Here is a 25,455-nt window from a genome sequence, read left to right as displayed (position 1 = left end):
CGCATGTGACGGCGGTTGGCTTCCACGCAGCCGCCACGGCGCGCTATCTTGCGTGGCGGAGTAACCTCGATCTCTCCCTCTCAAGCTCATCCGGGAAGCCAGCCCATGGCCAGCAATCACCCGCACCTCGCCGCGCCCACCCGCGAGCAGGCCCTGCATGCCCTGTACGAGGCGGCGGAGCTCGAACACTGCCTGATGTGCACCTATCTGTACGCCGCCTTCTCGCTGAAGACTTCAGTCGACGAAGGGTTGACGCCGACGCAGCTGGAAGCCGTATCGCGCTGGCGCCGCGCCATCCTGCAGGTGGCGACCGAGGAAATGGGCCATCTGGTGGCGGTGTGGAATATCACCGTGGCACTGGGTGGCGCGCCGCGCATCGGCCGCTTCAATTTCCCGCTCGACCCGGGCCTGCTGCCGGCCGGCGTGATCGTGAAGCTGACGCCGTTCAACGTGGCCACGCTGCAGCACTTCATCTATCTGGAACGCCCGGCCGGCTCCGACGAACCGGATGGCGAGGGCTTCACTTCCGACCGCAGCTTCGTGCGCGGCGCCGACGGCCCGCGCCTTACGCCGATGGGCGTGGACTACGACACCGTGGGCCAGTTCTACGAGAAGCTCGGCGAAGGCCTGCGCCGCATGGTCGACACCTATGGCGAAGCCGGCGCGCTGTGCGGCACGCCGGAATTGCAGTTGACCGATGCCGACGCCAACCTGCCGGGTTGCAAACGCGTGATCTGCCTGAAGACGGCGCTGGCCGCGTTCGACGCCATCGTCACCCAGGGCGAAGGTGCGCTGGAGAATGTCGAAGACTCGCATTACAGGAAGTTCGCCGCGATCCGCACCGAATACCAGGCGCTGCTGGCTGAGGATCCTGATTTCACGCCGGCCTTCCCCGCCGCCACCAATCCGGTGATGCGCCGTCCGCCGCGCCCGGAGGGCCGCGTGTGGATCGAGGATGCGCGCGCCATCGCCACGGTCGACCTGGCCAACGCCGCGTACGGCTTGATGCTGCGCTTGCTCAGCTATGCCTATGCGGTGGCGTCGCCCGATCCGGACAAGGCGCTGGCAGTGGACCTGGCCGTGGGCCTGATGCGCGCGATCGCGCCGCTGGCCGAACGCGCCGCGCGCCTGCCCGCGGGGCCGTCCAATCCGCAGTGTCATGCGGGCCTGTCGTTCATTGCCTTGCGCGATGCGTCGCCGTTTCCGCCGGGGCCGGGCGCGCGGCGCTATTTTATCGAGCGCCTGCAGCAGCTGACGGATGCCGCGGTGCACTTGAACGAGCAAGGCGACGCGCGTACCGAGGCGGCTGCGACCTGGCTGGGGCGACTGACGCAGAATGCGACGCGTGGTTTCGATCTGCATCGCGCGCCGAACAGCGCCAGCGTGCCGACACCGGCGATCACCGCAGCACCGGCACCGCCCGCGCCTTCGACCACCGTGGAAGCAGGCATCGAACGCGTCGACGGCGAGAAACTTACGCTGCTGTTCGAAACCAAGCGCTGCATCCACGCCCGCTTCTGCGTCACCGGCGCGCCCACCGTCTTTCTCGCCAATGTGCAGGGGCCATGGATCCATCCGGACACCATGGACGTGGAACGCCTGGCCGATATCGCCCACGCCTGCCCTTCCGGTGCCATCCAATACCAGCGCCGCGATGGCCGCCCCGACGAAACCGCGCCGCCGGTGAACCTGGCCGGCACCCGCGAAGCCGGGCCTTATGCGTTCCGCGGCGAGTTGTATTTGAACGGCGTGCCGGCCGGATTCCGCGCCACGCTATGCCGTTGCGGCGCGTCGAAGAACAAGCCGTTCTGCGATGGCTCGCATCACGAGGTGGGTTTCAACGCCAGCGGCGAACCGCCGACCGGCAAGGCCACCGACATGCTGGCCGTGCGCAATGGGCCCTTGCACGTGGAGCCACAGCCGAACGGCCCGTTGAAGGTGCGCGGCAACCTGGAGATCGTCAGCGGCACCGGGCGGATGGTGGCGCGGGTGAGCAGCGCGTTCTTGTGCCGGTGCGGCGGGAGCAAGAACAAGCCGTTCTGCGATGGGACGCATGCGACGATCGGGTTTGTGGCGGATTAAATCCGTGACGGCAACCGGCCGTTTCGCCAAACGGCAGCTATATCGGATATAGCGCAGCTCATTGGCCGCCTGCCGAACTTACAGTAACTAATGCGTCACCGTGGTTCGCTCAAAACAGGGGAAAATATGAAGGCCAGAAACACGCTATGGCTTTGCGTGGTGCTTCTTTCGGGATGCGTTTCCGACTACGCAAAATTCTACCGCCCTGAAAACGGCGTAACGCCGGAAACCATCGCCAAGGTCCGCGCCAATCCGCCGACAGCGACGCCCCTGGTCGATCATTTCGGCGGCACCGCGGAGGCCCTTTATACGCGGTATGACCGCGCCGGTTATATGTCGATCGGCTATTCCTCTTTCAACGGCTCCAATATGCCGACCGATGCACAGGCGCAGGAGCAGGCCGTAAAGCTTCAGGCCGACCTGGTGGTGGTGGTCGACCCCAAGTACACAGGCATTCAATCGATGGTGGTGCCGGTACTGGTCCCGACGGCAACGACGTCCTATACGAGCGGCATGGCCAAAGTGGTGGGTTCCGACGGCTCCGCCACCGCCTATGGACACGCAACGACGACCACCTACGGATCCCAGACCATCGCCGTACCGGTGACTACCGCCAGATTCGATTACGCGGCGGTCTTCCTCATCAAAAGAAAGTACGCCTTCGGCGCCTTGTTCCGGCAGATCACCGATGAAGAGCGCAAGGCTGTCCAGACCAATGGCGCGCTAGAGGTAAAGCTGGTGGTCGATGGAACGCCTGCATTCAAGGCGGACATCTTTCCCGGGGACATTATCGTTTCGGTCGATGGGCAGCCTCTTTCCAGCAGCGAAACCGAGCATCTTTTCGCGCCCGGCAAACTGGTCAAGCTGAAGATCTACCGGGATGGAACGATGCTGGAGAAAACGGTTCAGTTGGCTAACTGAACATGCCCCACGAAAAGGGCGCCCTTAGGCGCCCTTTTTTGCGTCAATCCAAGATCCGTCATCTTGAGTAAAAGCAGGTTATGTCCTTGACGATTCCAGCGTCGTCGTAATAAAGCGACAGCTCGGGAAAGCCTCCGCCAAAAGCGAGCGGCACGGGGCTTCCGATGAAGTACATCCAATACGGGCCTGGACGGGAACCGATCTGGCTTTTCCCTTCGTCGATGAAATCCGGCTCTCCCCAGATCGATCGAATGCGATCCAGCGTCAGGCCGATCAAGCTGCGGGTGTCCGATGGGCAGGAAAATCGCGTGCGGACGCCTGCTGGCAGCGATCTCACGTACTTGAGCTTTGCGCATACATCGATCAACGGGTCGATGTGGTCGTGGCCGTCGAAGACCAGACACTCCGAGGACAGGCTCGGCTTTGGACGATCGGCGATGGCTTCTTTCTCGGCCTGATCGAAAAGCGCCTGGACTTTCGCTTGCTGGCAAACGCGATCGCAAGGCTTATCGGCACCGATCCCGGTCTCCGATTGGGCTCTCGCTTTTGAGACCGGCACCCCGGCAAGCACGGCCACCAGAAACACGAGCGCAAATCGCCGCATCGCGCCCTTCGACACAAAGCATGTATCAGTCACTGAGATAATCCAGCATCACCCGATTGAACTCCTCCGGCCACTGCAACAGCGCGAAGTGCGTCGCTCCCGGCAGAAAGATCAGCTGCGCGTCCGGGATGACCCTGGCCAGATGTTCCGTATGCTCCCGCGCGATGAACTCATCGCGCTCGCCGGACACCACCGCTACCGGTACACGGATGGCGGCAAGTTCCGCATCGTCATAAGTGGGCTGCGACTGCGTCATGAGATCCACGGCCTGCGCAACCTCATCGAATCGCTCCGCCTCCGGCGAGAAGCGCGCGTGATCGTGCTTCACGCGCTTGAACATCCGCGCCAGCACCGGGTCGTCCATGTCCAGCGGGGTCAAGCCATCCAGATGCATCACGGTGCCGAACGCAAATACGCGTCGCACACGTTGCGGATGCTTCATCGCCATGGTCAGGCCGATGATGGCGCCATCGCTCCAGCCAACGATCGACGCCACCGGCACGGCCAGCGCGTCCATCACCGCAAATACTTCGTCCGCTTCCAGCGCGTAACTCAGCGGCTCCGTGCCGAGCGTGCTGCGCCCGCGGCCGCGGTTGTCGATGGCGATCGCGCAATAGCCGGCGTCCATCAGCGCAGCGATCTGCCGGCTCCAATCGGCGGCCTGGTTGAACGCGCCATGCAACAGCAGCACCGGTGCGCCTTCGCCATACACGCCACACCAGATCGAAGCGCCGGCATGGGCCACGCGCAGCTCGCGCACGGCGATCGGCAACGGCGGCGTGCCGTGGTCCGCGTAGTGGCTCAAGTCATCGTCGCGAAAGTCCATCAGGCCGCCACCACGTCGCGGCCGGCCAGCCACAGCGCCACATTGCGCACGTAGCGGTGCGTAGCATCGAGTGCGTGCGGGTGGTGCCGGATCGCATCGCCCGGCGCTTCGCTGACGAAGCTGGGGCTGCCCAGGCGCGGGTCCCAGTTGTAGTCGGCGAAGTGGTGGAAGGTGGACTGCGCGATGGCCCGGCCGCTGTGCTCGGTGGCCTCGAACGCCACCGCCAGGTTGAAGCCCTGCCCCGTCGCCTTGCTGCGCCCCTGCGCGATCACGCGCGCGCTGGCGTCGTCCGGCGGCGCGGCCACCGCGCCCTCATGCGGATGCGCCGGCAGATAAGCCAGCACGCCGCCCGCTTCGTCGGGATCGTGCAGCACGGGATGCGGCTCGCCCACGGCCACGATGTGCTGCCAATCGCCATTGGCGCCGGAATGGAAGTTCGGCCACAGGATATGGGTGGTCGCGCGATCGTCGATATGCCGGTGCGCGGGGTCCGGATCCACGTTGTGGGTGTGGAAATGATTGGCGGCGCCGACGCCGGCCAGCGAACAGATCGAACAGCCGAGATCCATATGGTCGCGCGCCACCAGCATGCCGCCGCCACGGCGGCGGAAGCGCCCGATGGCTTCGCAGTCCGCCTCGTGCAAACCGTCGCCGACGTCGACGGCGAATAGCCACAACTGATCCACCTCGGACCGGTCCAGCACGGACAGCACGGGATCGGGCTGCCCCACCGGACCGCGATCGCGCGCGGTGACTTCGAACAGCGGCGCACCGTCCGCGCCGCGCGCCGCCGCCAGCGTCTGCGCAAGCAGGGAGAACCGCCCGATATGCCAGTCGTCGGTGGCGGTTGGGATGGTGGTCTGCAGGAGCACCCGGATCGGCTGGCTCATGAAAGCGTCCCTTTGCTACGGCACAGAAGGCAAAGCTAACAGCTTGAAGCCCAGGCCGGAGCATGGGAAGAACAGCATCCAGATCATCACCGTGTTGCGCTTTGCGCAACCACGCCGACGGCGCTTGCCGCGAGCACCTAAAGCAATAGCTGCCCCTCGACGCGCGTGACGCAAGCACCGCCGATCCATACCTCGGTTCCATCGCTATGCACATGGATGCGGCCAGCCCGCCCGATCGCCGTGCCCTGCGCGATCACAAAGGAGGGCGGCGCCATGCCCTCCGCCAACAGCCAGCGCGCGAGGCCGGCATTGAGGCTGCCGGTGGCCGGATCTTCCGGCACCGCATCGCCGCCGATAAAGGCGCGCACTTCAAACGACGCATCGCCACCCGGCCAGGGCGCGCAAAGGCCGATGGGAACCCCATGAAGGCCGGAAAGGTCAGGCGCCAGCCCGAGCAGGCGGGCGCGATCGTCCAGCATCAGGGCCAGCCAGCCGGCGCCGTTGTCGACCCAGCGGGCATGCCGTACCTCGTCGCGATGCAGGCCGAATGCGGTGAGGATGCTCGCCAGCAGCGGCTCCTCCACCGGCCCGGCGCGCAGCAAGGGCGGTGCGCGAAAGGCCAGCCGCGATTGCCCGGCGCGTACCTGGACCAGGCCTACGCTGCACGACTGCACCACGACCTCGCCGCGCGGTGCGCCACCGGCCGCCAGCCACGCATGGCAGGCACCCAGCGTGGGATGGCCGGCGAACGGCATTTCGCGCAGCGTGGAGAAGATGCGCAAACGGTAGTCGGCGGCCGGATCGTCCGCCGGCAGCAGGAAGCAGGTTTCGCTGAGGTTGGTCCAGCGCGCGAGCCCGAGCATGTCCTGGTCCGACATGCCGCCGGCGTCGTGCACGACGGCCACGGGGTTGCCGCGAAACGCTTCGGTGGAAAAGACATCGACCAGGGTGAAACGCTTCGCACGCATCGGTATCCAGCCTTGTTCGGACCGCACCGCGCGGCACGGGAAAGCCCGGACTTTAGCTCAGCCGCGTGCGGGCACTCCCGGGTAGCAGGCGTCTATCCCAGCTTCGGCCCATGCTGCGCGGCCTGCCCTTCCTGCTGCCGCTGATCCAGCGCGGCCGAGCGCTGCAGGCTGTCCTGCAGCGGCGGCGCGGGCTTGCCGAGGTCGACCTGGCCGAGCATGCCGGGAATGCGGCCGGCGACGTAGACCGTGTCGTTCTCCACCAGCACGGCGCGGACTTGCCCGGCCTTGATGCCGCCTTCTTTCGCGGCGAGCGTGATCTGCGCGAGGCGCTCTTCCGGCAACGTAGCCGGCAGCTGCGGTTTCAGTTCGTCGTACAGCGCCGGCGCGATGTCGCGTGCGGCGAGCTTCGCGCTGGTGCCCGGCTCGTGCACCGCCGGCGCCGCCGGTTCGCGCCCGGCGAGCGCGAACGGGCTGCTGGCGAGATCGCGAAAGCGGTCGGCCGGGTGGATCTCATGCGCCTTCTGTTCGCGCTCCAGGCGCACCTGGCGGGCGGCGTCCAGTTCGGCGCGCTCCTTGGGGTCGCTGACCGGGCCAGCAACCTCGTGCAGCCACTCCTTGCTGTGCGGGTCGAAGGCATAACGGTCGGCGCCGCGGTGGATGCGGTTCGGATCGACCTGCGGCGCGGCGCTGATGGCGCCGGCGTAGGCCACGCCCATGTCCTTGACGTATTCGGCACGGCGCATCTCGTCGTCGCCGTAGGCGGACACCACCGCGGTGAACGTGTCGTAGCCGCGCCAGGCGCCGAGGCGGCCTTGATCGAGCATGCTGCGCCAGGCGCCTTCGGTGGCGGCCTCGCCGCCGTGGCGGCGGGCGGCGTCGAGCAAGCGGTTGGGAGTCCAGGCGTCGGCATCGATGCGCTTGCGCGCGAACGCTTCGGTATAGGTTTCCTGCACGTCTTTCACCGGCAGGTTGAGCGCGAGTTCCGGCGAGCCGCCGTTGAAATGGGCGGCGCGGCGTGCGTAATCCACCCGCACCAGGTCCTGGCCGAATTCCTCCCAGCCGCGTTCGCTGAGGATGGTGTGGTTGCGGCTGTAGGCGTAGTTCTGCGCGTAAAGGTTGGCGACGGCGCCCGGCGTGTTGTCGTTGCGCACCGCGCCCAGTGCGAGCAGGCCGTAGCCGTCGGCGCCCTGATGCTGGGCCAGGTAGTTCCAGTAGCGCTCGCGGTTGCCCTGGCGGGCGTAGTGGCCGAGCACGTCCATGTCCCTGGGGGTCAGGCCTTCCATCGCTGCGTCTCCGTGCATGCCGATGACGCGCTCCGTGCCGACGGCAACGCGACCACACCTCGCTGCCCACCTTGGGCCGAGGCCAATCGCAAGATCATAACGGCTAGCCGGCGGGTGGACTATGCAAGCCGGGCTTTTACCCGGGCTTCTGGCTGGAAATGCTGGTGCGCTCACACTCCGGGCGATCCACGGCCGTGGCTCGCCCGGCGAAAAAGGGGCCGGCCGCGGCGGAGGGGAGATCGATCCCGCCGTGGCCGGCCCGGCGCCTAAAGGCTTGGCTTTACAGCTTAAAGTTGACGCCAACCGCGAAGGTGCGGCCGTTCTTGTATTGGCCGATGGGCGCGTACTTCACGCCGTTGTACCAGTAGTAAGTGGAGTCCAGCAGGTTGGTGGCGCTCATGGTCACGCCCATCCACTGGTTGACCTGGTAGCCGACGGTGAGGTCCAGCTCCTTGTACTGATCGGAGAACACGTCGGAGTTGAGGCGGCCGACCTGGGTGAAGTACGGCGAACGCCAGCTGTAGACCACGCGCGCCGACCACGGGCCGTGCTCGTAGTACGGGATGATGTTGCTGGTGTTCTTGGACAGGTACGGCATGTTCAGGCCGTTGGAGGTGCTGGCATGCGCCCAGGTGTAGTTGGCCTGCAGGCCGAAGCCGTAGCCGAACTCCTGCTGGTACATCAGCGACACGCCGGTGACCTTGGCGTTGGAGGCATTGATCGGCGAACTCACCGAGTACGTATGCACCAGGCCATCCGAGCCGAGCAGCTGCTGGTCGTTGGTGGTGGTGACCGCGTACGAATCGATCTTGCGGTAGAACACCTCGGTGCCAAGCATGCTGCCGGGCTTGAAATACCACTCGCCGGCCAGGTCGAAGTTGGTGGACTCATACGGCTTGAGCTTCGGATTGCCGCCGCTGGCAGTGAAGCGCACGTCGTCGCGGCTGAAGGCGCCGGCCAGATCCGCGTAGCGCGGACGCGCGATCACCTTGGCCATCGAATAGCGCAGCACCTTGTCGTCGTCCACGTCGTAGATCAGGTTGAAGCTGGGCAGCGGCTTCTTGTAATCCTGCTTGGCGGTGACCAGCTGCTGCGGGCCGCCGTTGACGCTCTGCCAGTAGGTGGACTTGTCGGTGGTGTCGGCATAACGCAGGCCGAAGTTGCCGCGCAGGCCGTAGTCGGTGTGGTAGTTGAACTGGAAGTAGGCGTCCTTGGTGATTTCCTTCACGCCGAAGGACTGGCCGTAATCGATGTTGTACGCACCCTGCGGCAGGCCGCGCAGATAGCTGAGCACCGCGCCCTTGCTGGCCGAGGTCCAGTGCGTGAGGTCGCCGCTGGCGCCCAGCCCGTCCCACAGGCCGGCCGGCGTGTTGACGGTGTCGAAGCCGGACAGCAGCACCGCATCGGTGGTGTTGATGCGGTTGCCCAACGAGTTCTGGCCGTTGAAGTGGTTGATGTACTTGCCGCCCATCTGCACCTGGTAGATCGGGCCCCAGTCGAGATCGCGGCTGGCGTCGAACTGCGCGTAGCGCTCGCGGTCCTTGCTGACCGAGTAATAGACGCCGCCGGCCTGCATGGCGCTGGAATCGGTCGAACCTGCCGGCAGGCCGGCGGGCGTGGCCTTCAGGCCCCAGTTGTTCGGGTTGTTGTTGTCGTAGGTGACATTGGTGCTCTTGCCGTCGTACGAGAAGCCGTAGCCGCCGGAGTTCAGCAGGTACTTCATCAGGTACTCGGGGTTCTTGCCGCCGCTGGCGCTGGTGTAGCCGACCTGGCTGGTGAGCACCCATTTGTCGCCGCTGTAGTCGTGGCGCAGGTTGATGCTGCGGGTCTTGACCGTGCTCTGGCGGTAGTTGGTATCCAGCTCCGCATAGGGCTGGCCATTGCCGGTGGCGGCCGAGACGGTGCCCTTGGTGATGTAGCCGTTGGCCATGGTCACGTTGGTGATCTTGTTCAGATCGCCGCAGCCCGGGCACACGTATTCGGACTGGCTGAAGTTGTTGTACTGGCCCTTGACGTAGATGCCGGTGAGGTTGAATTCGTTCTTGTCGTCCGGACGCCACTGCAGCGCGCTCTGGATGCCGTCGCGCTTGCGCGTCTGCTGGAAGTAGGCGCTGTTGATGCCCACCGGCAGCTTGGCGGTGGCGAGGTCGCCGCTGCCGTTCACGGTCGGGTTGCCGGTGATGCCGGCACCGGTGGTGTAGCCGAAGAATTCGATGCCGGCGCGCGACAGGTCTTCCTTGTCATGCGTGAGCGAGGTGAGGAAGCCGAAGGTGCTGTCGGCGTTCTTCCAGCTCCACAGCACCGAGCCGCGCGGATTGCCTTCCTTCGAGCGGTCGTTGTAGCTGTAGCCGAGCGAGCCGCGCAGCGTGTTGGCCGGCAGGTCCAGCGGCTTGCGCGTGTTGACGATCACGGTGCCGCCGATGCTGCCCTCGTCGATATGCGCCTCGGACGACTTGTACACCTGCATATTGCTGATGATTTCCGGCGACAGCAGGGTGTAGTTGAAGGTGCGTCCGCTGGTGTCGGTGGGATTGCCGCCCCAGTCGCCGGAGGCGATGGTCTGGCCGTTGAGCAGCACGCGGTTGAGCGCGGGGTCGGTGCCGTTGATGCTGACCTTTTCGCCTTCGCCGAACTGGCGGTCCACCGAGATACCCGGCAGGTGCGACAGCGATTCGGCGGCGTTGGTATCCGGGAACTTGCCGATGTCCTCGGCATTGATCACGTCGACGATGGCATTGGCGTTGCGCTTGATCTCGATCGCCTTGGCCAGGCTCTCGCGATAGCCGGTCACGGTCACCTGCTGCAGGTTCTGCGCCTGTTTTTCCTGTGCGCGCTGCTGCGGGGTCTTGCTCTTGTCGCCGCTGGCGGCGGCATTGGCGTCCTGCTGCGGCGCCGCCGCGGCGGTGTCGTTCTGCGCCTGCGCGGCGCCGGCGAGGCCAAGGCCGCACAGGATGCTGGCGCAGAGGAGTTTCTTGCCGTGCTTGATCATCAGGTCCCACCCCTTTCGTTGGATGTGCCGTGGACCACCCTCCCAGGAGATCCGCCGGCTAGGCTGTGCTGTGGATTCCGCCCGCTCGGACGGTGTCGGCCCTTATCCCGGCGCCTGTTTTGCGGTGCGCGTATGCAGATGCCAGCTGGCGGCACCGACGACGCCGAGCTGACCGTGGTCCACCACGCGAATGGGGACCTTGTGCAGGAACGGGCGCATCACGCCCTTGTCGAGGAAGCGTTCGACCAGCGGGCCGCGGCGCAGCAGGTCGACGATGCGCGAGAGGAAACCGCCGGCCAGGTACACGCCGCCGGTGGTGCCGTAGAGCATGGCCAGGTCGCCCGCGAAGGAGCCCATCCAGCCGCCGAACATCTGCACGGCCTCGTACGCCACTTCGTCGCCGGCTTCGGCGGCGGCGACCACGTCGGCCGGTTCCGCACAGGCGGGATAGCGGTCGTACACCGCGCACAGCGCGGCATACAGGCGATGCAGGCCGGGGCCGGACAACACCGCTTCGTAGGGCGTGTGGCAATCCGGCGGCGCGATACGGTCGAGCACCTCGCGTTCCAGCCCGCCGCGCGCGGCGAGCTGGATCTGCCCGGCCTCGGTGGCGATCACCCGCGGCGGCTCGCCCGGGAACCACACCGCGGCGCCCAGGCCGGTGCCGGGACCGATCACCGCGATCGGGCCCTCGCTGCTGCCGGATGCGAAGGCGGTCTTCAGCGCCACCGAGCTGTGTTCGTCGACGTAGGCGATGGCGTGCGCCAGCGCTTCGAAATCGTTGAGGAAGCGCACGCGCTCCAGGCGCAGTTCGTGCGCGAGCGTGGCCGGCACCAGCGGCCAGGCGAGGTTGCGGTTCACCACCACGCCGGCATGCAGGTAGCCGGCGCTGGCCAGCACCAGTTCGCGCGGCCGTGCGTCCAGCTCGGTGCAGAACTGCCGCACGATGTCGTCCAGGTGCGGATGGTCGGCGCAGCGGTAGCTGCGATAGCTCAGCACGCGCGGCGCGCCCTCCGCCTGCGGCGCGACCAGGCCGAGCCGCGCATGGGTGCCGCCGATGTCCGCGGCCAGGAACGGACGCTGCGCATCCGCATCGCGCGCCGGGAGCTGCGCGAACTCCCCGCCGGTTTCGATGTTTCGCACGCTCGCCACCACTGGATATGTCATCGCTGCCTGGCCCTCCCGACCGCCTCCCCGGCGGCCATGTTTACTGGCGAAACAGAATTTCATATGTAATTTGGATCGTGGCAAGTCGCGACGCAACAAAGACTTAGCTGCGCCTGCAATCGCAAGAAATGGGAAGAAATGGAAAGAAATAAGCAGCCCCAGGGGCCATGCGATCATCCCGGTTTCCCACCCGGACAAGGCCGTGCCCATGCAGAACAGCGCCTCCACCCGCCGTCTCGCCGATGCGCTGGCCGCGATCGCACGCGGTGAAACCGCACCGGCGCACGACGCGTTGCAAGCGGCCGTCGCCGATGGCGCGCTGCTCGCGCAGGCGCTGCTCGACCTGCTCGATGAAGATGGACTCGACGAAGACGAAGCGCGCGCGGTCTACGACAAGCCGGCCGCGTTCGAGGCGTTCATCCGCGGCGGCGACAACGTGCCGCTATACGAAGCGACCAGCGATGCACTGGCGCGCCTCTACGACACGCTGCCGGTGAACTCGTTGCTGGATATCGGCTGCGGCGACGGCATGGCCTTGATCCCCGCGCTGCAGCGCGCACGGCGTGCGCCGACGCAGCTGGATCTGCTCGAACCTTCACCGGTCCTGCTCGGCCATGCGAGCGAAGCGCTGCGCACGATCAACCTCACACTGGATCATCTGCTGGCCTGGCCGATCAGCGCACAGGACTTCGCTGCCTCGCTGCGACCGGAGCAGCAATGGGACCTGGCGCAATCGACCTTCGCCTTGCAAACGCTGCCGCCGGCGCAGCGCAAGGACACCCTGCAGCGGCTGCGCCCGCATGTGCGCCAGCTCGCCGTGGTGGAATTCGACGTGCCCGTGCTGGAAGCCGGCAGCGCCGAATACTTCGATTCACTCGCCGAGCGCTACGAGCGCGCGCGCGCCGGCTATGACGAGAACGCGCCGCTGGTGGCCGGCGGCTTCCTCGCGCCGATGCTGCTGGGCCAGCTGCGCCAGGCCTCGCAGCCGTCCAACTGGGAGCAACCGATCCAGGCGTGGCTGGAGGAATTGCGCGAGGCCGGCTATGCCACCGTGCGCACCGAGGCGCTGTACGACTACAGCTGGTCGCCAGCGGTACTGATGCTGTTCGAGTAGGTTGGGGTGAGCCGCAGGCGAACCCCAACGTGCGCAGCTGCATGCGTACCGCCATGTTGGGGTTCGCCTGCGGCTCACCCCAACCTACGCGCTGCCCGCTAGTGCAGCCACTGCCGGAACCACGCACCCGCCAGCGCGGCGACGTGTTCCAGCGCGCCGGGTTCGTCGAACAGATGGGTGGCGCCGGGCACCAGCACCAATTCGACCGTATGCGTCATCGAGGCCAGCGCGGATTTGTTGAGCGCGACCACGTCGCTGTCCGCGGCGCCGACGATCAGCAAGGTCGGCGCCACCACGTCGCCCAGCGCCGTATGGCCGGCCAGGTCCGGCCGCCCGCCGCGCGACACCACCGCTTTCACCGCGCGCGGCAGGCGCGAGGCCACGGCCAGCGCGGCGGCGGCGCCGGTGCTGGCGCCGAACAGGCCCAAGGGCAGGCGCGCCAGCGACGGCAAGCGCATCGCCCAGGTCACCACTGCTTCCAGGCGGCCGGCCAGGCGCTCGATATCGAAGCGCGAAGTGAGGGCGATGTCTTCCTCCGCGCCGAGCAGATCGAACAACAGCGTCGCCATGCCGTGCTGGGCCAGCGCTTCGGCCACCTGCCGGTTGCGCGGACTGAAACGGCTGCTGCCGCTGCCGTGTGCGAACACCACCAGCCCCTTCGCGTCATCGGGAACGTGCAGGTCGCCTTCCAGGCGCACCCCATCGGCGGGGATGCGCACGGCCTGCATCGCACTGGCCAGGGCCGGCTGCCGGGTAAGCAGGCGCATGACTTCTTCGTCCGTCACGGCGGGGAAATCGCGGTAGTAGCGACTGACTGCGGTGAAGTCGCGCGGCGAGGCCGGGCATACCACGTCGTCGCATAGCGGTCGCAGTTCCGCCAGGCTGCGCGACGAGGCGACAGGCACGGCGCAGACCAGCGTCTGCGGCCCCATCGCACGCACCGCGGCGAGCGCCGCGCGCATGGTGGCGCCGGTGGCCAGGCCGTCGTCGACCACGATGGCGATGCGGCCGGCCGGATCGAGCGCTTCGCGATGCGGGCTGTACAGCTCACGGCGGCGGGCGATGACGTCGAGCTGATGGGTCGCCTCGTCGCGCAGATACGCTTCGTCGGCGCCAGCGCGTGCCGCATGCTCGGCGACCAGTACCTGGCCGTCCTCGCCCACCGCGCCCACGGCGAATTCCTCCTGGCCGGGCGCGCCGAGCTTGTGCACCAGCACCACATCGAGATCGCCATCCAGCCGGTCGGCCAGCAGCCGGCCGAGCGGCACGCCGCCGCGCGGAATCGCCAGCACCAGCGGATGCCTGCCGCGATACGCGAGCAGCGCTTCGGCGAGCTGCTCGGCGGCATGCTCGCGATCGTCGAAATAACCCTGGCGAGGAAGCGTCACTCGTGTCGTCCTCCGCGTCGGCCCTTGCCTGCCGGGTGCTTACGCATGCCGGCCAGGCTCCCCGTACGTTGCCGAACCCTTCACAACATGGTGAATCCGCCGGCGTTAATGCCACGCGATGGCGCGTGCATGGCCACCCTCCTGCGGCCCGCTTACGGCCTCTCGCCCGCCTGCGGGCGACGCGCTATCGTTCGCTGCTCCTCCCTCAGCAGCGCGAGCGATACACCGTGATCGATTGGGTCGGTTTCGACGGCGACGATACCCTCTGGCATAGCGAGGGCTATTACCAGGAGGCGCACACTCAGTTCGAGCAGATCGTCGGCGGCTATGTCGACCTGGCCAACCTGCGCCTGCACGAGCGTCTGCTGGCGGTGGAGCGGCGCAATATCAAGCTGTTCGGCTACGGCGCCAAGGGCATGACCCTGTCGCTGCTGGAAGCGGCGATCGAAGTGACCGGCTCGCGCATCAGCGCGACGGACCTGCATCGGATCATCGGCATCGGCAAGCAGGTGCTCGCGCATCCGGTGACGCTCCTGCCGGGCATCCGCGAGGCAGTGGCAGCGGTGGCGGCGACGCATCGCGTGGTGCTGATCACCAAGGGCGACCTGTTCCATCAGGAGCAGAAAGTGGCGGCCTGCGGATTGGCCGATCTGTTCCATCGCATCGAGATCGTGTCCGAGAAGGACGAGCGCTCCTACCGCCGCCTGCTCGACGAATTCGGCGTGGGCGCCGAGCGCTTCGCCATGGTCGGCAATTCGCTGCGCTCGGATATCGCGCCGGTGGTGGAGCTGGGCGGCTGGGGCGTGTACATGCCCTATCACGTGACCTGGGCGCACGAGGCGGATACCGATTTCGCCGCCGCCTCGCCGCGCGTGGCGCAGGTGAACGATGCCAGTGGCATTGCCGCCGCGCTGGCCGAGCTGGGGCTGCGGGCCGCGGCATGAATGCGGACGTGCAGCCGGAGCGCTCGATGGAAGACGACCTGGCGCGCCTGCGCGACTTCGTCGCGGCGCATCCGCGGCTGTTCGTGCTGACCGGCGCTGGTGTCAGCACCGATTCGGGCATTCCGGACTATCGCGACAACCAGGGCGACTGGAAACGGCCGCAGCCGGTGACGTACCAGGCTTTCATGGGCGAGGAGCGCACACGGCAGCGTTACTGGGCGCGCAGCCTGGTCGGCTGGCGGCGCTTCTCGCGGGCGCATCCGAATGCGGCGCATCTGGCGCTGTCGCGGCTGGAAGCGGCCGGGCGGGTGGAAGTGCTGCTGACCCAGAATGTCGATGGACTGCACCAGGCCGCGGGCAGCCACCACGTGATCGATCTGCATGGCCGGCTGGACCGGGTGCGCTGCATGGCGCATGGGCATCTGGTGCAGCGCACGGCGTTCCAGGCGGTGCTGGAGGAGCGCAATCCGGCGTGGGCCATGCTCGATGCCGGCGACGCCCCGGATGGCGATGCCGACCTGGAAGGCCACGATTTCTCCCGCTTCGAGGTGCCCGCGTGCCCCCTGTGCGGCGGCCTGATGAAGCCGGACGTGGTGTTCTTCGGCGAAGGCGTGCCGCGCGAGCGGGTGCTGGCCGCCATCCACGGCCTGGACCAGGCGGATGCCGTGCTGGTGGCGGGTTCGTCGCTGATGGTGTTTTCCGGCTTCCGCTTCGTGAACGCGGCCGCCAAGGCCGGCAAGCCGATCGCCGCGGTGAATATGGGGCGGACCCGGGCCGATGGCTTGTTCAGCCTGAAGATCGAGCGTCCGGTAGCCCCGACCCTGGCGGCTATCGCTTGAGGCTGTCTCGCCAGTTGGCGAATTTTGTAGCAGAGTAGACAGCCCGGCACGGCCCTCGGTCGCGACCGGCTCGTTCATGTTGACCTGCATCAAGAGGCGCGGGCAGCGCTTCGGCTAGAAACGGCGGGTGCACCCCCGTCCTTATCCGCAGCGGTCGAGTCGAGCCATGAGTGCGATACCTCATCAGCCAAGCCAGTCGATCCCCCGCCCTCGTCCACCTAAGGCCGCGAAGCCGCCTTCCGCCATCGCCGACCTCTGCGCCACCTACGACGGCTATCTGGCCAAGGCTAGCAAGGCCCGCTCGGCGTTGTTGCGCAAGTACGAACCGAAGGCGCTGCATGCCTGGCGGGTGAGCCTGCGGCGCATGACCGCCACCCTCGACCACGTCGCCGCGGCCCTGCCCGGCGAGCAGCCGGACGGAGTGCTGGCGCAGCTCAAGGACTTTCGCAACGCCACGGGCGGGGCACGCGATCTGGACATCCTGCTGGACGAGACCCTGCCCGCCTTCCTTGCCCATGGCGGGCATGGCGACCGCCTGGAGGGCGAACTGCTGCATGCGCTGAATGCGCGGCGTGTACAGGGACATCAGGAAGCGGTCGAGGGATTGAAGAAGGCCCGGCTGACCACCGCGATCCATCATTTCCACGCCTGGGCTGAAACGCAGCGCAAGGTCTCCGATGACGAGCTGCGTGCCGCGGCGGCCAGCGTGATCGATACCCGCTTCCGCCAGCTGCGCAAGCGCGCCGCGCGGATGCATGAGGGCCGCACCCGGCTCCATCGCGCGCGCACTGCCACCAAGAAGCTGCGCTACACGATCGAGTTGTTCCAGCCGCTGTTCCCGCGCGAGGCCACCCAGGCCTGGCTGGAGCGGCTGGCGGACGTGCAGACCCACCTGGGCGAGGCGCATGACCGGCTTACCGCCCGTGCCCTATGCAGGGAGTTGCTGCCGCAGGCCAGGGAACATGCCCAGCTGAAAGCGCTGCGGCGGTGGGCGAAGGAGACCGCGGCGGAAGCGGCCGGCAAGGCCGGGCATTCGCTGGAGCGGCTGCACAAGCTGGGTCATTACTGGCGGCACTAAAGCGTTTCTTGCCAGATAGTTAGCGCCTTGACCTGAAGAACTCTCTCAGCATTGTCGACGACTCCTCGGCCAGCAATCCGGCGTCGACCTGGATCCGGTGGTTGTGCCGCTCGGAGATCAGCGTGTCGAACACGCTGCCGGCGGCGCCGGTCTTCGGATCGGTCGCGCCATAGACCACCCGCGCCACGCGGGCATGCACCATCGCCATCGAGCACATCGCGCAGGGTTCCAGCGTCACGTACAGCGTGGCGCCGGTGAGGCGGTAGTTGCCGACCTTTTCGCCAGCCGCGCGCAGGGCCTGGATCTCGGCGTGCGCGGTGGGGTCGTTGAGGGTGATGTTGCGGTTCCAGCCAAGGCCGATGATGTCGCCGTTGAGCACGAGCAAGGCGCCGACCGGGACTTCGTTTTCCGCATCGCGGGCATGGCCGGCTAGCTGCAGTGCGCGGCGCATGAAGCGCTCGTCTTCATCGCTGAAGGTTGGCAGGGATGAATCTGGGAGATCGGTGCTCATCAGGACAGCGGAGGCCAGCAAATAGTCTGAATTGTAGGGTCCCGCCGGCTGTTTAGGTACGTACAGCTGGTACTTGGCACGCCTGCCCTTCCTCAAGGCCATGGCGATGTCCAAAGACCGTCTCGCGTCGTACCAGGCATTCTGCAACGACTGCCGCAGCAGCTTGCGCCGGATTGCCCGCAAGGCGGGGGATTGCGATGCCGACGACGTTGCCTGCGAGGCATGGCTGATGGCGGTGGCGTTCGAGGCGGATGGGTACGACGTGGATTTCGCGGATGCCGGTTTTCGCGATCGGCTGCTGGCCCATCTCTATCAGCATTTCGTGCGCTACAACGACCGCAAGATCGCCGCGGCGCAGCGCTTCGAACGCGAAGACGATGCGACCCTGCCGCTGCTGGAGAGACTCGCCGCGCCGACGCCGGATCCTCTGTCCGCCGCCATGCAGGCAGAGGATCATTTGGATATTTCCATGCCGTCGTATCGCCATTCGCAGGCCGCCGCCTGGGCGAACTTCATCTCCCTGCGCCGCGGCCATATGCCGACGGTCGCGCGGCACCTGATGATTTCGCTGTCCTGGTGCTATCGCCGCTACACCCGCGCCTTGCGGCTGGCCCAAACCCAGTGGCCGTTGCCGGACCACCTGCCCGTTCCGCCCGGCGAACAGCCGAAAGCGTGGCGCAGCTGCAGGGCCGTGCGCGCCGCACACCAGTTCAGTTTCGACTTCGATCCGGTCCTGGCGCTGGGCGTGCCTCCGCAAGCTGAAGCGACATTATCGAACTAGCGGTTCCAGTTCCTCGAACGCGGAGAGCGGCAGACGCAGCCCCTCTTTCGCCGCGTTGACCTGCAAGGCCACCTGCGCCACCTCGAGCATGGTCTGCGCCATCGAATAGCTGCCCTTCGCCTTCAGCCAGGCCAGTACGTCGGCCAGATGCCAGATCGAGGCACTGCCCTCATGCACCGGTGCCGGGAAGCTGCCTGGATTGGCCAGCATCAGCTTGCGCATGTTCTGCCGCGATACGCCCACGATCTCGGCCACATCGGTCAGGCCCACCAGGTCCGGCGCCACCTCGATCAGGCGGGCGGAAGGCACGGCACGGCGCACGTCGGCCAGCGCGCTGCGCACGGCCGCTGCGGCGTCGTGGGCCTCGCGGGTGAATTCCAATGCCAGCCGCCCCGGCTGGCCGATGCCGACCAGGGCGTCGTCGCAGCCGGCTTCGCCCAGGCGCTCGACCAGGGCGTCCGGGTCGCGGTCGTCGTCCGCGAGCTGGTACTTCAGGGTGAAGAGGTATTCCATGGCGCTACTCCTTGGGGGCATCGCCAGTCGCGCTAGCGGTGCGTCGTACAGTTGTCCACCACGCGCAGCAAGGCGCGTGCATGGTTGCCCGGGCTCTTCGGCGTGCTCCACACACTGGTGATGCAGAACTCGCCGCAACGACACTCCTGGTCGTTGTAGGGGCAATACATCCGTCCCCAGGCGTGGCTACCGCCGACCGCGATGCGCCAGCCCTGCCTTTCGGCGTACCGGAGAGCTGCTTCGACTTCTTTCTTCGGATGAGAGGGACGGGCCATCCATGTCTCCAGTCTGAGGGGGGACTGGATGGGTTGTCAACTGACAACTTATCCGAACCTTGGATCACGATGCTGCGTTTCCGCCACGGCATCGGTATCGAAGCGATCCAGCCAGCCAGCGACCATGGTGGTTCACCCCGACAGTGGACAGTGCCGCTGACAGGCCAAATTAGGCCTTGTTCTAGATTTCCGGGCGAGGAGCATCCCTGCTCGTGCGCCAGTCTTGAAAATCAAAGGTTTACGGAATATTCCTAAGAACCGGCCAGGATGACCGGGCGCCGGATCTCATTCCCACTCGATGGTCGCCGGCGGCTTGCCGCTGATGTCATAGACCACGCGAGAAACACCGCGTAATTCATTGATAATACGATTGGAAACCTTGCCGAGAAACTCATACGGCAAGTGCGCCCAATGCGCCGTCATGAAGTCGATCGTCTCCACCGCGCGCAGGGCGATCACCCACTCGTAGGCGCGGGCATCCCCCACTACTCCGACGGACTTCACCGGCAGGAACACGGCAAACGCCTGGCTGGTCTTGTCGTACAGATCCCAGCGGCGCAGCTCCTCGATGAAGATCGCATCGGCGCGCGCCAGCAGCTCGGCGTACTCCGGCTTCACTTCGCCGAGGATGCGCACGCCCAGGCCGGGACCCGGGAACGGATGGCGGTAGACCATCTCGCGCGGCAGGCCGAGTTCGACGCCGATGCGGCGCACCTCGTCCTTGAACAGCTCGCGCAGCGGCTCGACCAGCTTGAGCTTCATATGCTCCGGCAGGCCGCCGACGTTGTGATGGCTCTTGATGACGTGGGCCTTGCCGGTCTTGCTGCCGGCCGACTCGATCACGTCCGGATAGATGGTGCCCTGGGCCAGCCACTTCACCTGCCCGTGGCCCGACGCGGTGACCTTGGCCGACTCCTCGTCGAAGATCTCCACGAACAGCCGGCCGATGATCTTGCGCTTGGCCTCGGGATCGGCCTCCCCTTCCAGCGCCTTGAAATAGCGCGCGGCGGCGTCGACGCGGATCACCTTCACGCCCATGTGCTGGGCCATGGTCGCCATCACCTGGTCGCCTTCCTGCCAGCGCAGCAGGCCGGTGTCGACGAACACGCAGGTCAGGCGGTCGCCGATCGCACGGTGCAGCAGCGCGGCGACGACGGAGGAATCCACCCCGCCGGACAGGCCCAGCAGCACGTGGTCGTCGCCGACCTGGGTGCGCACGCGCTCGATCTGGTCTTCGATGATGTGGGCGGCCGTCCACAGCGTGCGGCAGCCGCAGATCTCGGTGACGAAGCGCTTGAGCAGCGCGGTGCCCTGCCGGGTATGCGTCACTTCCGGATGGAACTGCACGCCGTACCAGCGCTTGTCTTCGTTCTCCATCACGGCGACCGGGATGCGGTCGGTGGTGCCGGTGACGGCGAAGCCCGGCGGCGCCGTGGCGACGTGGTCGCCGTGGCTCATCCACACGTCCAGGCGATGCGCGTCGCCGTGGTCGGTCAGCCCGGCGAACAGCCGGCTCGACGCCTTGATGTCGACTTCGGCATGGCCGAATTCGCGCGCATCCGCCGCCTCGGTGGAACCGCCGAGCTGTGCGGCCAGGGTCTGCATGCCGTAGCAGATGCCGAGGATCGGCAGGCCCGCGTCGAACACTTGCTGCGGTGCCTTGGGTGCGCCTTCCAGTGTGGTGGACTCGGGGCCGCCGGACAGGATGATGCCCTTCGCGCCGAACGCGGCGATTTCCGCCGGGTCGTGATCCCACGCCCAGATCTCGCAATACACGCCGATCTCGCGCACGCGGCGGGCGATCAGCTGGGTGTACTGCGCGCCGAAATCGAGGATGAGGATTTTGTCGCTATGGATGTCGGTCACGGTCCGGCTCCGATGCGCGGCAGGCGGCCCTGCCCGCGCCTGTCTTCTGAAAAGCGCCGCCGGCCTCGGATACCCGGCGCCGGCGGCTGGAAACGAAGCGCCGGCCACGGGGCCGGCGCTGTGCGATCGCTTAGGAATTGAGCCGGTAGTTCGGCGCTTCCTTGGTGATCTGGATGTCGTGCGGATGCGCTTCGGTCACGCCGGCCGAGGTCACCTTGACGAACTGCGCGTTGTGGCGCACGTCCTCGATGTTGGCCGCGCCCAGGTAACCCATGGACGCGCGCAGGCCGCCGATCAGCTGGTGAATGATGTTGCGCAGCGGTCCGCGGTACGGCACGCGGCCTTCGATGCCTTCCGGCACCAGCTTGTCGGCGTCGGCTTCGTCCTGGAAGTAGCGGTCCTTCGAACCGAGCGCCATCGCGCCGAGCGAACCCATGCCGCGGTAGCTCTTGTACGAGCGGCCCTGGAACAGCTCCACCTCGCCGGGGGATTCCTCGGTGCCGGCGAACATCGAGCCGAGCATCACGCTGGACGCGCCGGCGGCGAGCGCCTTGGGGATGTCGCCGGAGTAGCGGATGCCGCCATCGGCGATCAGCGGAATCTCGTCCTTCAGCGCATTGGCGACCAGGTCGATCGCGGTGATCTGCGGCACGCCCACGCCGGCCACCACGCGGGTGGTGCAGATCGAGCCCGGGCCCACGCCGACCTTGACCGCGTCGACACCCGCGTCCAGCAGCGCGCGCGCTGCTTCGCCGGTGACGATGTTGCCGGCGATCACCTGCACCTGCGGATAGTGCTTCTTCACCCATCCGGCGCGTTCGATCACGCCCTGCGAATGGCCATGCGCGGTGTCGACCACCAGCACGTCGACGCCGGCGTCGACCAGCGCGGCGATGCGCTGTTCGGTGTCGCCGCCCACGCCGACCGCGGCGCCGACCAGCAGGCGCTCGAGGCGGTCCTTGGCGGCGTGCGGGTTGTCGCGGGCTTTCTGGATGTCCTTGACGGTGATCAGGCCGCGCAGCTGGAAGTCGTCGTTGACCACCAGCACTTTCTCGATGCGGTTGTGGTGCAGCAGCTGCAGCACGTCGTCCTGGCTGGCGCCTTCGCGCACGGTGACCAGCTTCTCCTGGCGCGTCATGATGTTGCGCACCGGGTCGTCGTGCTTGCGCTCGAAGCGCAGGTCGCGGCTGGTGACGATGCCGACCAGCTTCTCGCCTTCCACCACCGGCACGCCGGAGATGTTGTGCGCGCGGGTGAGCTGCAGCACTTCGCGGATGGAGGTGCTCGGGGCGACGGTAATCGGGCTGCGGATGACGCCGGCCTCGAACTTCTTCACCAGGCGCACTTCGGCGGCCTGCTGCTCGGCGGTCATGTTCTTGTGGATGATGCCGATGCCGCCCTGCTGGGCCATGGTGATGGCGAGGCGGGCTTCGGTGACCGTGTCCATGGCGGCGGACACGATGGGGATATTCAGCCGCAGGTTGCGGGTCAGCCGCGTGGAGGTATCGACGTCGCGTGGGAGAACGGCCGAGTGGGCCGGAACGAGGTACACGTCGTCGTAGGTGAGGGCCTCGGCGAGGATGCGCATGCGATTTTGTCCCGCTGCAAAGATGGAATTATACGCGCCCACCCGGGGCGCCGCCAGAGCGCCAAGGGCGTACGCAAGGTCGCAGGCGGGGCCTGGAGCGCTTTCCTTCAATGCGCCTTGTGCGTGGCGCCGCGGGTTTCGGCGGCTTCCAGCGTGTTCTCCAGCAGCGTGGCGACGGTCATCGGACCGACGCCGCCGGGCACCGGCGTGATCCAGCTGGCGCGCTCGGCGGCAGGCGCGAATTCCACGTCGCCGACCAGGCGGCCGTCGTCCAGCCGATTGATGCCGACGTCGATCACCACCGCACCCGGCTTGATCCATTCGCCCTTGATCAGGCCCGGACGGCCCACCGCGACGATCACGATATCGGCCTGGCGGATATGGCTTTCCAGATCGCGCGTGAACTTGTGGCAGGCCGTGGTGGTGCAGCCGGCGATCAGCAGTTCCAGCAGCAGCGGACGGCCGACATGGTTGGACACGCCCACCACCACCGCATGCTGGCCGCGCACGGGACGGTCGGTGTGGCCCAGCAGGGTCAGCACGCCGCGCGGCGTGCACGGGCGCAGGCCGAAGCGGCGCAGCGCGAGGCGGCCGATATTGATGGCCTGGAAGCCATCGACGTCCTTGGCCGGGTCGATGCGGTCGACCAGGGCGTCCTCGTCGATATGTTCCGGCAGCGGCGACTGCACCAGGATGCCGTGCACGGCGGGGTCGGCATTGAGCTGGTCGATCAGCGCGAACAGTTCTTCCTGCGTGGTGCTGGTCGGCAGGTCGTAGCCGAAGGAGTTGAAACCCACCTGCTTGCAGGCGGCGCGCTTGTTGCGCACGTATACGGCCGAAGCCGCATCGTCGCCGACCAGCACCACCGCCAGGCCCGGCTCGGCCAGCCCCTGCGCCTTGCGCTCGGCCACGCGGCGGCCGATGCGGTCGAGCAGTTCCTTGGCGATGCGTTTGCCGTCGATGATCCGTGCGCTCATGGTGTCTGCCCGCCTGCAAAGATGCCTATTATCCGGGCTCGCCCGGACACGTACAAACTGCCATGTCTCAGGATCAAGCTCCCTGGCCTTCCTTCCCGCTGCCACCCGGCTCGCTGCGGGTGCGCCCGTGGCAGCCGGAGGACGCCGACGCGCTGTTCGCGGCGGCCAGCGAGTCGATCGACAGCGTGGGGCGCTGGCTGCCTTGGTGTCGCCAAGGCTATGCGCGCGACGACAGCGTGGCGTGGATCGCGCATGCCCAGGGCTGCTGGCAACTGGAGGAACTGTTCGCCTTCGCCATCATCGACGAGGCCGACGGCAGCGTGGCCGGCGGCGTCGGGCTGAACCAGTTCAACCGGCAGCATCGCAGTGCCAACCTCGGTTACTGGGTGCGGCAATCGCGCCAGGGCCAGGGCATCGCGCCGCGCGCGGTGCCGGCGGTGGCGCGGTTTGGTTTCGACACGCTGAAGCTGGTGCGCGTGGAGATCGTCGCCGCCGCGGATAACGCGCCCAGTCGCCGTTGCGCGGAGAAAGCCGGCGCGCGCTTCGAAGGCATCGGGCGGCAGCGGCTGGTGATCGATGACAGCGCCGTGGATGCGGCGGTGTATGCCCTGATTCCGTCCGACCTGGCGTAGCGCTCAGGCCGACGCGCACAGCTGCGCGATGTCCTCGTAGCCGTGGAAGACGGCGTCGCGTCCGCAACCCGGGCACGAAGGATCGCGCCGCAGCCGCGTTTCGCGGAAACGCATGCCCAGCGCATCGACATGCAGCAGGCGGCCGGACAGCGTTTCGCCCAGGTCGAGGATCAGCTTCAGCGCCTCGGTGGCCTGCAGCAGGCCGATCAGCCCGGGCAGCACGCCGAGCACACCGGCCTCGCTGCAATTGGGCGCTTCCGCCGCGGACGGCGGCTCGGGGAACAGGCAGCGGTAGCACGGCGCATCGTCACGGCGCGGATCGAACACGCTGACCTGGCCGGTGAAGCGCTCCACCGCGCCGTAGACCATCGGCAGGCTGAGCCGGCGCGAAGCCGCGGCGATCAGATAACGCGCGGCGAAGTTGTCGGCACCGTCGATGACCAGGTCGTGGCCGGCCAGCAGGCGCTCGACGTTATCGGCGCGCAGGCGTTCTTCGCGGGTCTCGATGCGCACGCGCGGATTGAGCGCGTTGAGCGCAAGCCGCGCGGATTCGGTCTTGGCCATGCCGACGCGCGCGTCGGCATGGATCACCTGGCGATGCAGGTTGGAGCGCTCGACGCGATCGTCGTCGATCAAGGTGAGCTGCCCCACGCCCGCCGCGGCGAGATACAGCGCCGCCGGCGCGCCCAGGCCGCCTGCGCCGAGCAGCACGATCTTCGCCGCGCCCAACCTGGCCTGCCCCGCCTCGCCCACCTGCGGCAGGCGCAGCTGGCGCGAGTAGCGTTCGGCGGCGTCGGCATCGAGCGCACCGGTGACGATGGGCAGGCCCTCGGCTTTCCAGCGGTTGAAGCCGCCGGCCACCGACGACACCTGGCGGTAACCCATGCGCTGCAGCGCCTCGGCCGCGAGCAGCGAGCGCTGGCCGCTGCCGCACAAAGCAACGATGGGGCGCTCGCGGTTAGCTTCGGTCTGTTCGATGCGCAGTTCGAGGAAGCCGCGGGACAGGCCCAGCGCGCCGGCGGGGGTGCCGTCGGCGCGTTCGTGGTCTTCGCGGACGTCGATCAGGAGGGCTCCGCCGGCTTGCCGGGTGAGCGCTTCGGCCGGGGAGATCTCCGGCACCTGCTGGCGCAGCTGCGCGAGCCAGCTCTCGCGATTGAATGACTCGGTCATGCCGTGGAGTTTAAGACGATCGGGGAAGGGGCGCGCGTGATGGAGCGGC

The 25,455-nt window shown here is 67.1% G+C and carries 23 protein-coding genes; 8 read left to right on the top strand and 15 right to left on the bottom strand.

Annotation, left to right across the window (positions count from 1 at the left end):
• Positions 1-105: 105 nt before the first annotated feature.
• Both AB4083_RS18200 and AB4083_RS18195 read left to right on the top strand, forming a co-directional pair.
• A complete protein-coding gene (locus AB4083_RS18200) occupies positions 106-2,082 on the top strand; it encodes a ferritin-like domain-containing protein (protein WP_441609712.1) in 1,977 nt (658 codons plus the stop codon).
• Between the two features lie 126 nt (positions 2,083-2,208).
• Positions 2,209-3,003, top strand: coding sequence for a PDZ domain-containing protein (locus tag AB4083_RS18195; protein ID WP_441609710.1), 795 nt, complete (start codon positions 2,209-2,211; stop codon positions 3,001-3,003).
• Between the two features lie 58 nt (positions 3,004-3,061).
• Here the strand turns inward: AB4083_RS18195 and AB4083_RS18190 are convergent, their stop codons facing one another.
• The 7 genes from AB4083_RS18190 to AB4083_RS18160 all read right to left on the bottom strand — a co-directional run bounded on the left by AB4083_RS18190 (position 3,062) and on the right by AB4083_RS18160 (position 11,706).
• Complete coding sequence (locus tag AB4083_RS18190) at positions 3,062-3,622, bottom strand: hypothetical protein (RefSeq protein ID WP_441609709.1); 561 nt, start codon at positions 3,620-3,622, stop codon at positions 3,062-3,064.
• A 10-nt stretch (positions 3,623-3,632) separates the two neighbouring features.
• Entirely contained in the window at positions 3,633-4,433 is an 801-nt protein-coding gene (locus AB4083_RS18185; protein WP_441609707.1) for an alpha/beta fold hydrolase, read from the bottom strand.
• Positions 4,433-5,323 carry a hypothetical protein gene (locus AB4083_RS18180; protein WP_441609705.1) on the bottom strand — a complete coding sequence of 297 codons (891 nt, stop codon included), beginning with the start codon at positions 5,321-5,323 and terminating at the stop codon, positions 4,433-4,435. Before AB4083_RS18180 ends, AB4083_RS18185 begins: the two co-directional genes overlap by 1 nt.
• Before the next feature lie 137 nt (positions 5,324-5,460).
• Entirely contained in the window at positions 5,461-6,291 is an 831-nt protein-coding gene (locus AB4083_RS18175; protein ID WP_441609703.1) for a PhzF family phenazine biosynthesis protein, read from the bottom strand.
• A gap of 92 nt (positions 6,292-6,383) precedes the next feature.
• Complete coding sequence (locus AB4083_RS18170) at positions 6,384-7,574, bottom strand: hypothetical protein (RefSeq protein ID WP_441609701.1); 1,191 nt, start codon at positions 7,572-7,574, stop codon at positions 6,384-6,386.
• Between the two features lie 280 nt (positions 7,575-7,854).
• A complete protein-coding gene (locus AB4083_RS18165; protein ID WP_441609699.1) occupies positions 7,855-10,563 on the bottom strand; it encodes a TonB-dependent receptor in 2,709 nt (902 codons plus the stop codon).
• Between the two features lie 102 nt (positions 10,564-10,665).
• Positions 10,666-11,706: a glucokinase gene (locus tag AB4083_RS18160; protein WP_441609697.1), complete on the bottom strand. Its 1,041-nt coding sequence runs from the start codon at positions 11,704-11,706 to the stop codon at positions 10,666-10,668.
• Positions 11,707-11,938: 232 nt separating this feature from the next.
• Here AB4083_RS18160 and AB4083_RS18155 point away from each other — a divergent pair, with 232 nt between their 5' ends.
• Positions 11,939-12,844, top strand: a complete 906-nt coding sequence (locus AB4083_RS18155) for a class I SAM-dependent methyltransferase (protein ID WP_441609695.1) — start codon at positions 11,939-11,941, stop codon at positions 12,842-12,844.
• 98 nt (positions 12,845-12,942) lie between these two features.
• Here the strand turns inward: AB4083_RS18155 and AB4083_RS18150 are convergent, their stop codons facing one another.
• Positions 12,943-14,232: an alpha/beta fold hydrolase gene (locus AB4083_RS18150; protein ID WP_441609693.1), complete on the bottom strand. Its 1,290-nt coding sequence runs from the start codon at positions 14,230-14,232 to the stop codon at positions 12,943-12,945.
• Positions 14,233-14,459: 227 nt separating this feature from the next.
• Here AB4083_RS18150 and AB4083_RS18145 point away from each other — a divergent pair, with 227 nt between their 5' ends.
• From AB4083_RS18145 to AB4083_RS18135, 3 genes are all read left to right on the top strand, one after another.
• Positions 14,460-15,176 (top strand): HAD family hydrolase, encoded by a 717-nt coding sequence (locus tag AB4083_RS18145; protein WP_441609691.1) that lies wholly within the window; start codon positions 14,460-14,462, stop codon positions 15,174-15,176.
• The gene (locus AB4083_RS18140) at positions 15,173-16,015 is read left to right on the top strand and encodes an NAD-dependent protein deacetylase (RefSeq protein ID WP_441609689.1); all 843 of its coding nucleotides are present in this window, start codon (positions 15,173-15,175) and stop codon (positions 16,013-16,015) included. Before AB4083_RS18145 ends, AB4083_RS18140 begins: the two co-directional genes overlap by 4 nt.
• A 166-nt stretch (positions 16,016-16,181) precedes the next feature.
• Positions 16,182-17,093 (top strand): CHAD domain-containing protein, encoded by a 912-nt coding sequence (locus AB4083_RS18135; RefSeq protein WP_441609687.1) that lies wholly within the window; start codon positions 16,182-16,184, stop codon positions 17,091-17,093.
• 19 nt (positions 17,094-17,112) lie between these two features.
• Here AB4083_RS18135 and tadA read toward each other — a convergent pair whose 3' ends face one another.
• Positions 17,113-17,604, bottom strand: a complete 492-nt coding sequence (gene tadA / locus AB4083_RS18130; protein WP_441609764.1) for a tRNA adenosine(34) deaminase TadA — start codon at positions 17,602-17,604, stop codon at positions 17,113-17,115.
• Positions 17,605-17,677: 73 nt separating this feature from the next.
• Here tadA and AB4083_RS18125 point away from each other — a divergent pair, with 73 nt between their 5' ends.
• Positions 17,678-18,385, top strand: coding sequence for a hypothetical protein (locus tag AB4083_RS18125; RefSeq protein ID WP_441609685.1), 708 nt, complete (start codon positions 17,678-17,680; stop codon positions 18,383-18,385).
• Here AB4083_RS18125 and AB4083_RS18120 read toward each other — a convergent pair.
• The 5 genes from AB4083_RS18120 to folD all read right to left on the bottom strand — a co-directional run bounded on the left by AB4083_RS18120 (position 18,374) and on the right by folD (position 23,604).
• Entirely contained in the window at positions 18,374-18,898 is a 525-nt protein-coding gene (locus AB4083_RS18120) for a helix-turn-helix transcriptional regulator (protein WP_441609683.1), read from the bottom strand. The genes AB4083_RS18125 and AB4083_RS18120 overlap by 12 nt on opposite strands.
• Positions 18,899-18,930: 32 nt before the next feature.
• The gene (locus tag AB4083_RS18115; RefSeq protein WP_441609681.1) at positions 18,931-19,173 is read right to left on the bottom strand and encodes a hypothetical protein; all 243 of its coding nucleotides are present in this window, start codon (positions 19,171-19,173) and stop codon (positions 18,931-18,933) included.
• 285 nt (positions 19,174-19,458) lie between these two features.
• Positions 19,459-21,039, bottom strand: coding sequence for a glutamine-hydrolyzing GMP synthase (gene guaA / locus AB4083_RS18110; protein WP_441609679.1), 1,581 nt, complete (start codon positions 21,037-21,039; stop codon positions 19,459-19,461).
• A gap of 130 nt (positions 21,040-21,169) precedes the next feature.
• Positions 21,170-22,627 carry an IMP dehydrogenase gene (gene guaB, locus AB4083_RS18105; protein ID WP_441609677.1) on the bottom strand — a complete coding sequence of 486 codons (1,458 nt, stop codon included), beginning with the start codon at positions 22,625-22,627 and terminating at the stop codon, positions 21,170-21,172.
• Positions 22,628-22,734: 107 nt separating this feature from the next.
• Positions 22,735-23,604: a bifunctional methylenetetrahydrofolate dehydrogenase/methenyltetrahydrofolate cyclohydrolase FolD gene (gene folD, locus AB4083_RS18100; RefSeq protein ID WP_441609675.1), complete on the bottom strand. Its 870-nt coding sequence runs from the start codon at positions 23,602-23,604 to the stop codon at positions 22,735-22,737.
• 62 nt (positions 23,605-23,666) lie between these two features.
• Between folD and AB4083_RS18095 the strand changes: the two genes are divergently transcribed.
• The gene (locus AB4083_RS18095) at positions 23,667-24,236 is read left to right on the top strand and encodes a GNAT family N-acetyltransferase (protein WP_441609673.1); all 570 of its coding nucleotides are present in this window, start codon (positions 23,667-23,669) and stop codon (positions 24,234-24,236) included.
• Positions 24,237-24,239: 3 nt separating this feature from the next.
• On the opposite strand, the gene moeB is transcribed toward AB4083_RS18095, so the two are convergent.
• Positions 24,240-25,406, bottom strand: a complete 1,167-nt coding sequence (gene moeB / locus AB4083_RS18090) for a molybdopterin-synthase adenylyltransferase MoeB (protein ID WP_441609671.1) — start codon at positions 25,404-25,406, stop codon at positions 24,240-24,242.
• Positions 25,407-25,455 lie beyond the last annotated feature (49 nt).

The sequence above is a fragment of the Dyella sp. 2RAB6 genome, from assembly GCF_052115385.1.
In the GTDB taxonomy this organism is placed as follows: Bacteria; Pseudomonadota; Gammaproteobacteria; order Xanthomonadales; family Rhodanobacteraceae; genus Dyella_D.
The sequence above is the reverse complement of the archived record's forward strand: the minus strand, read 5'-3'. Positions and strand labels throughout refer to the sequence as shown.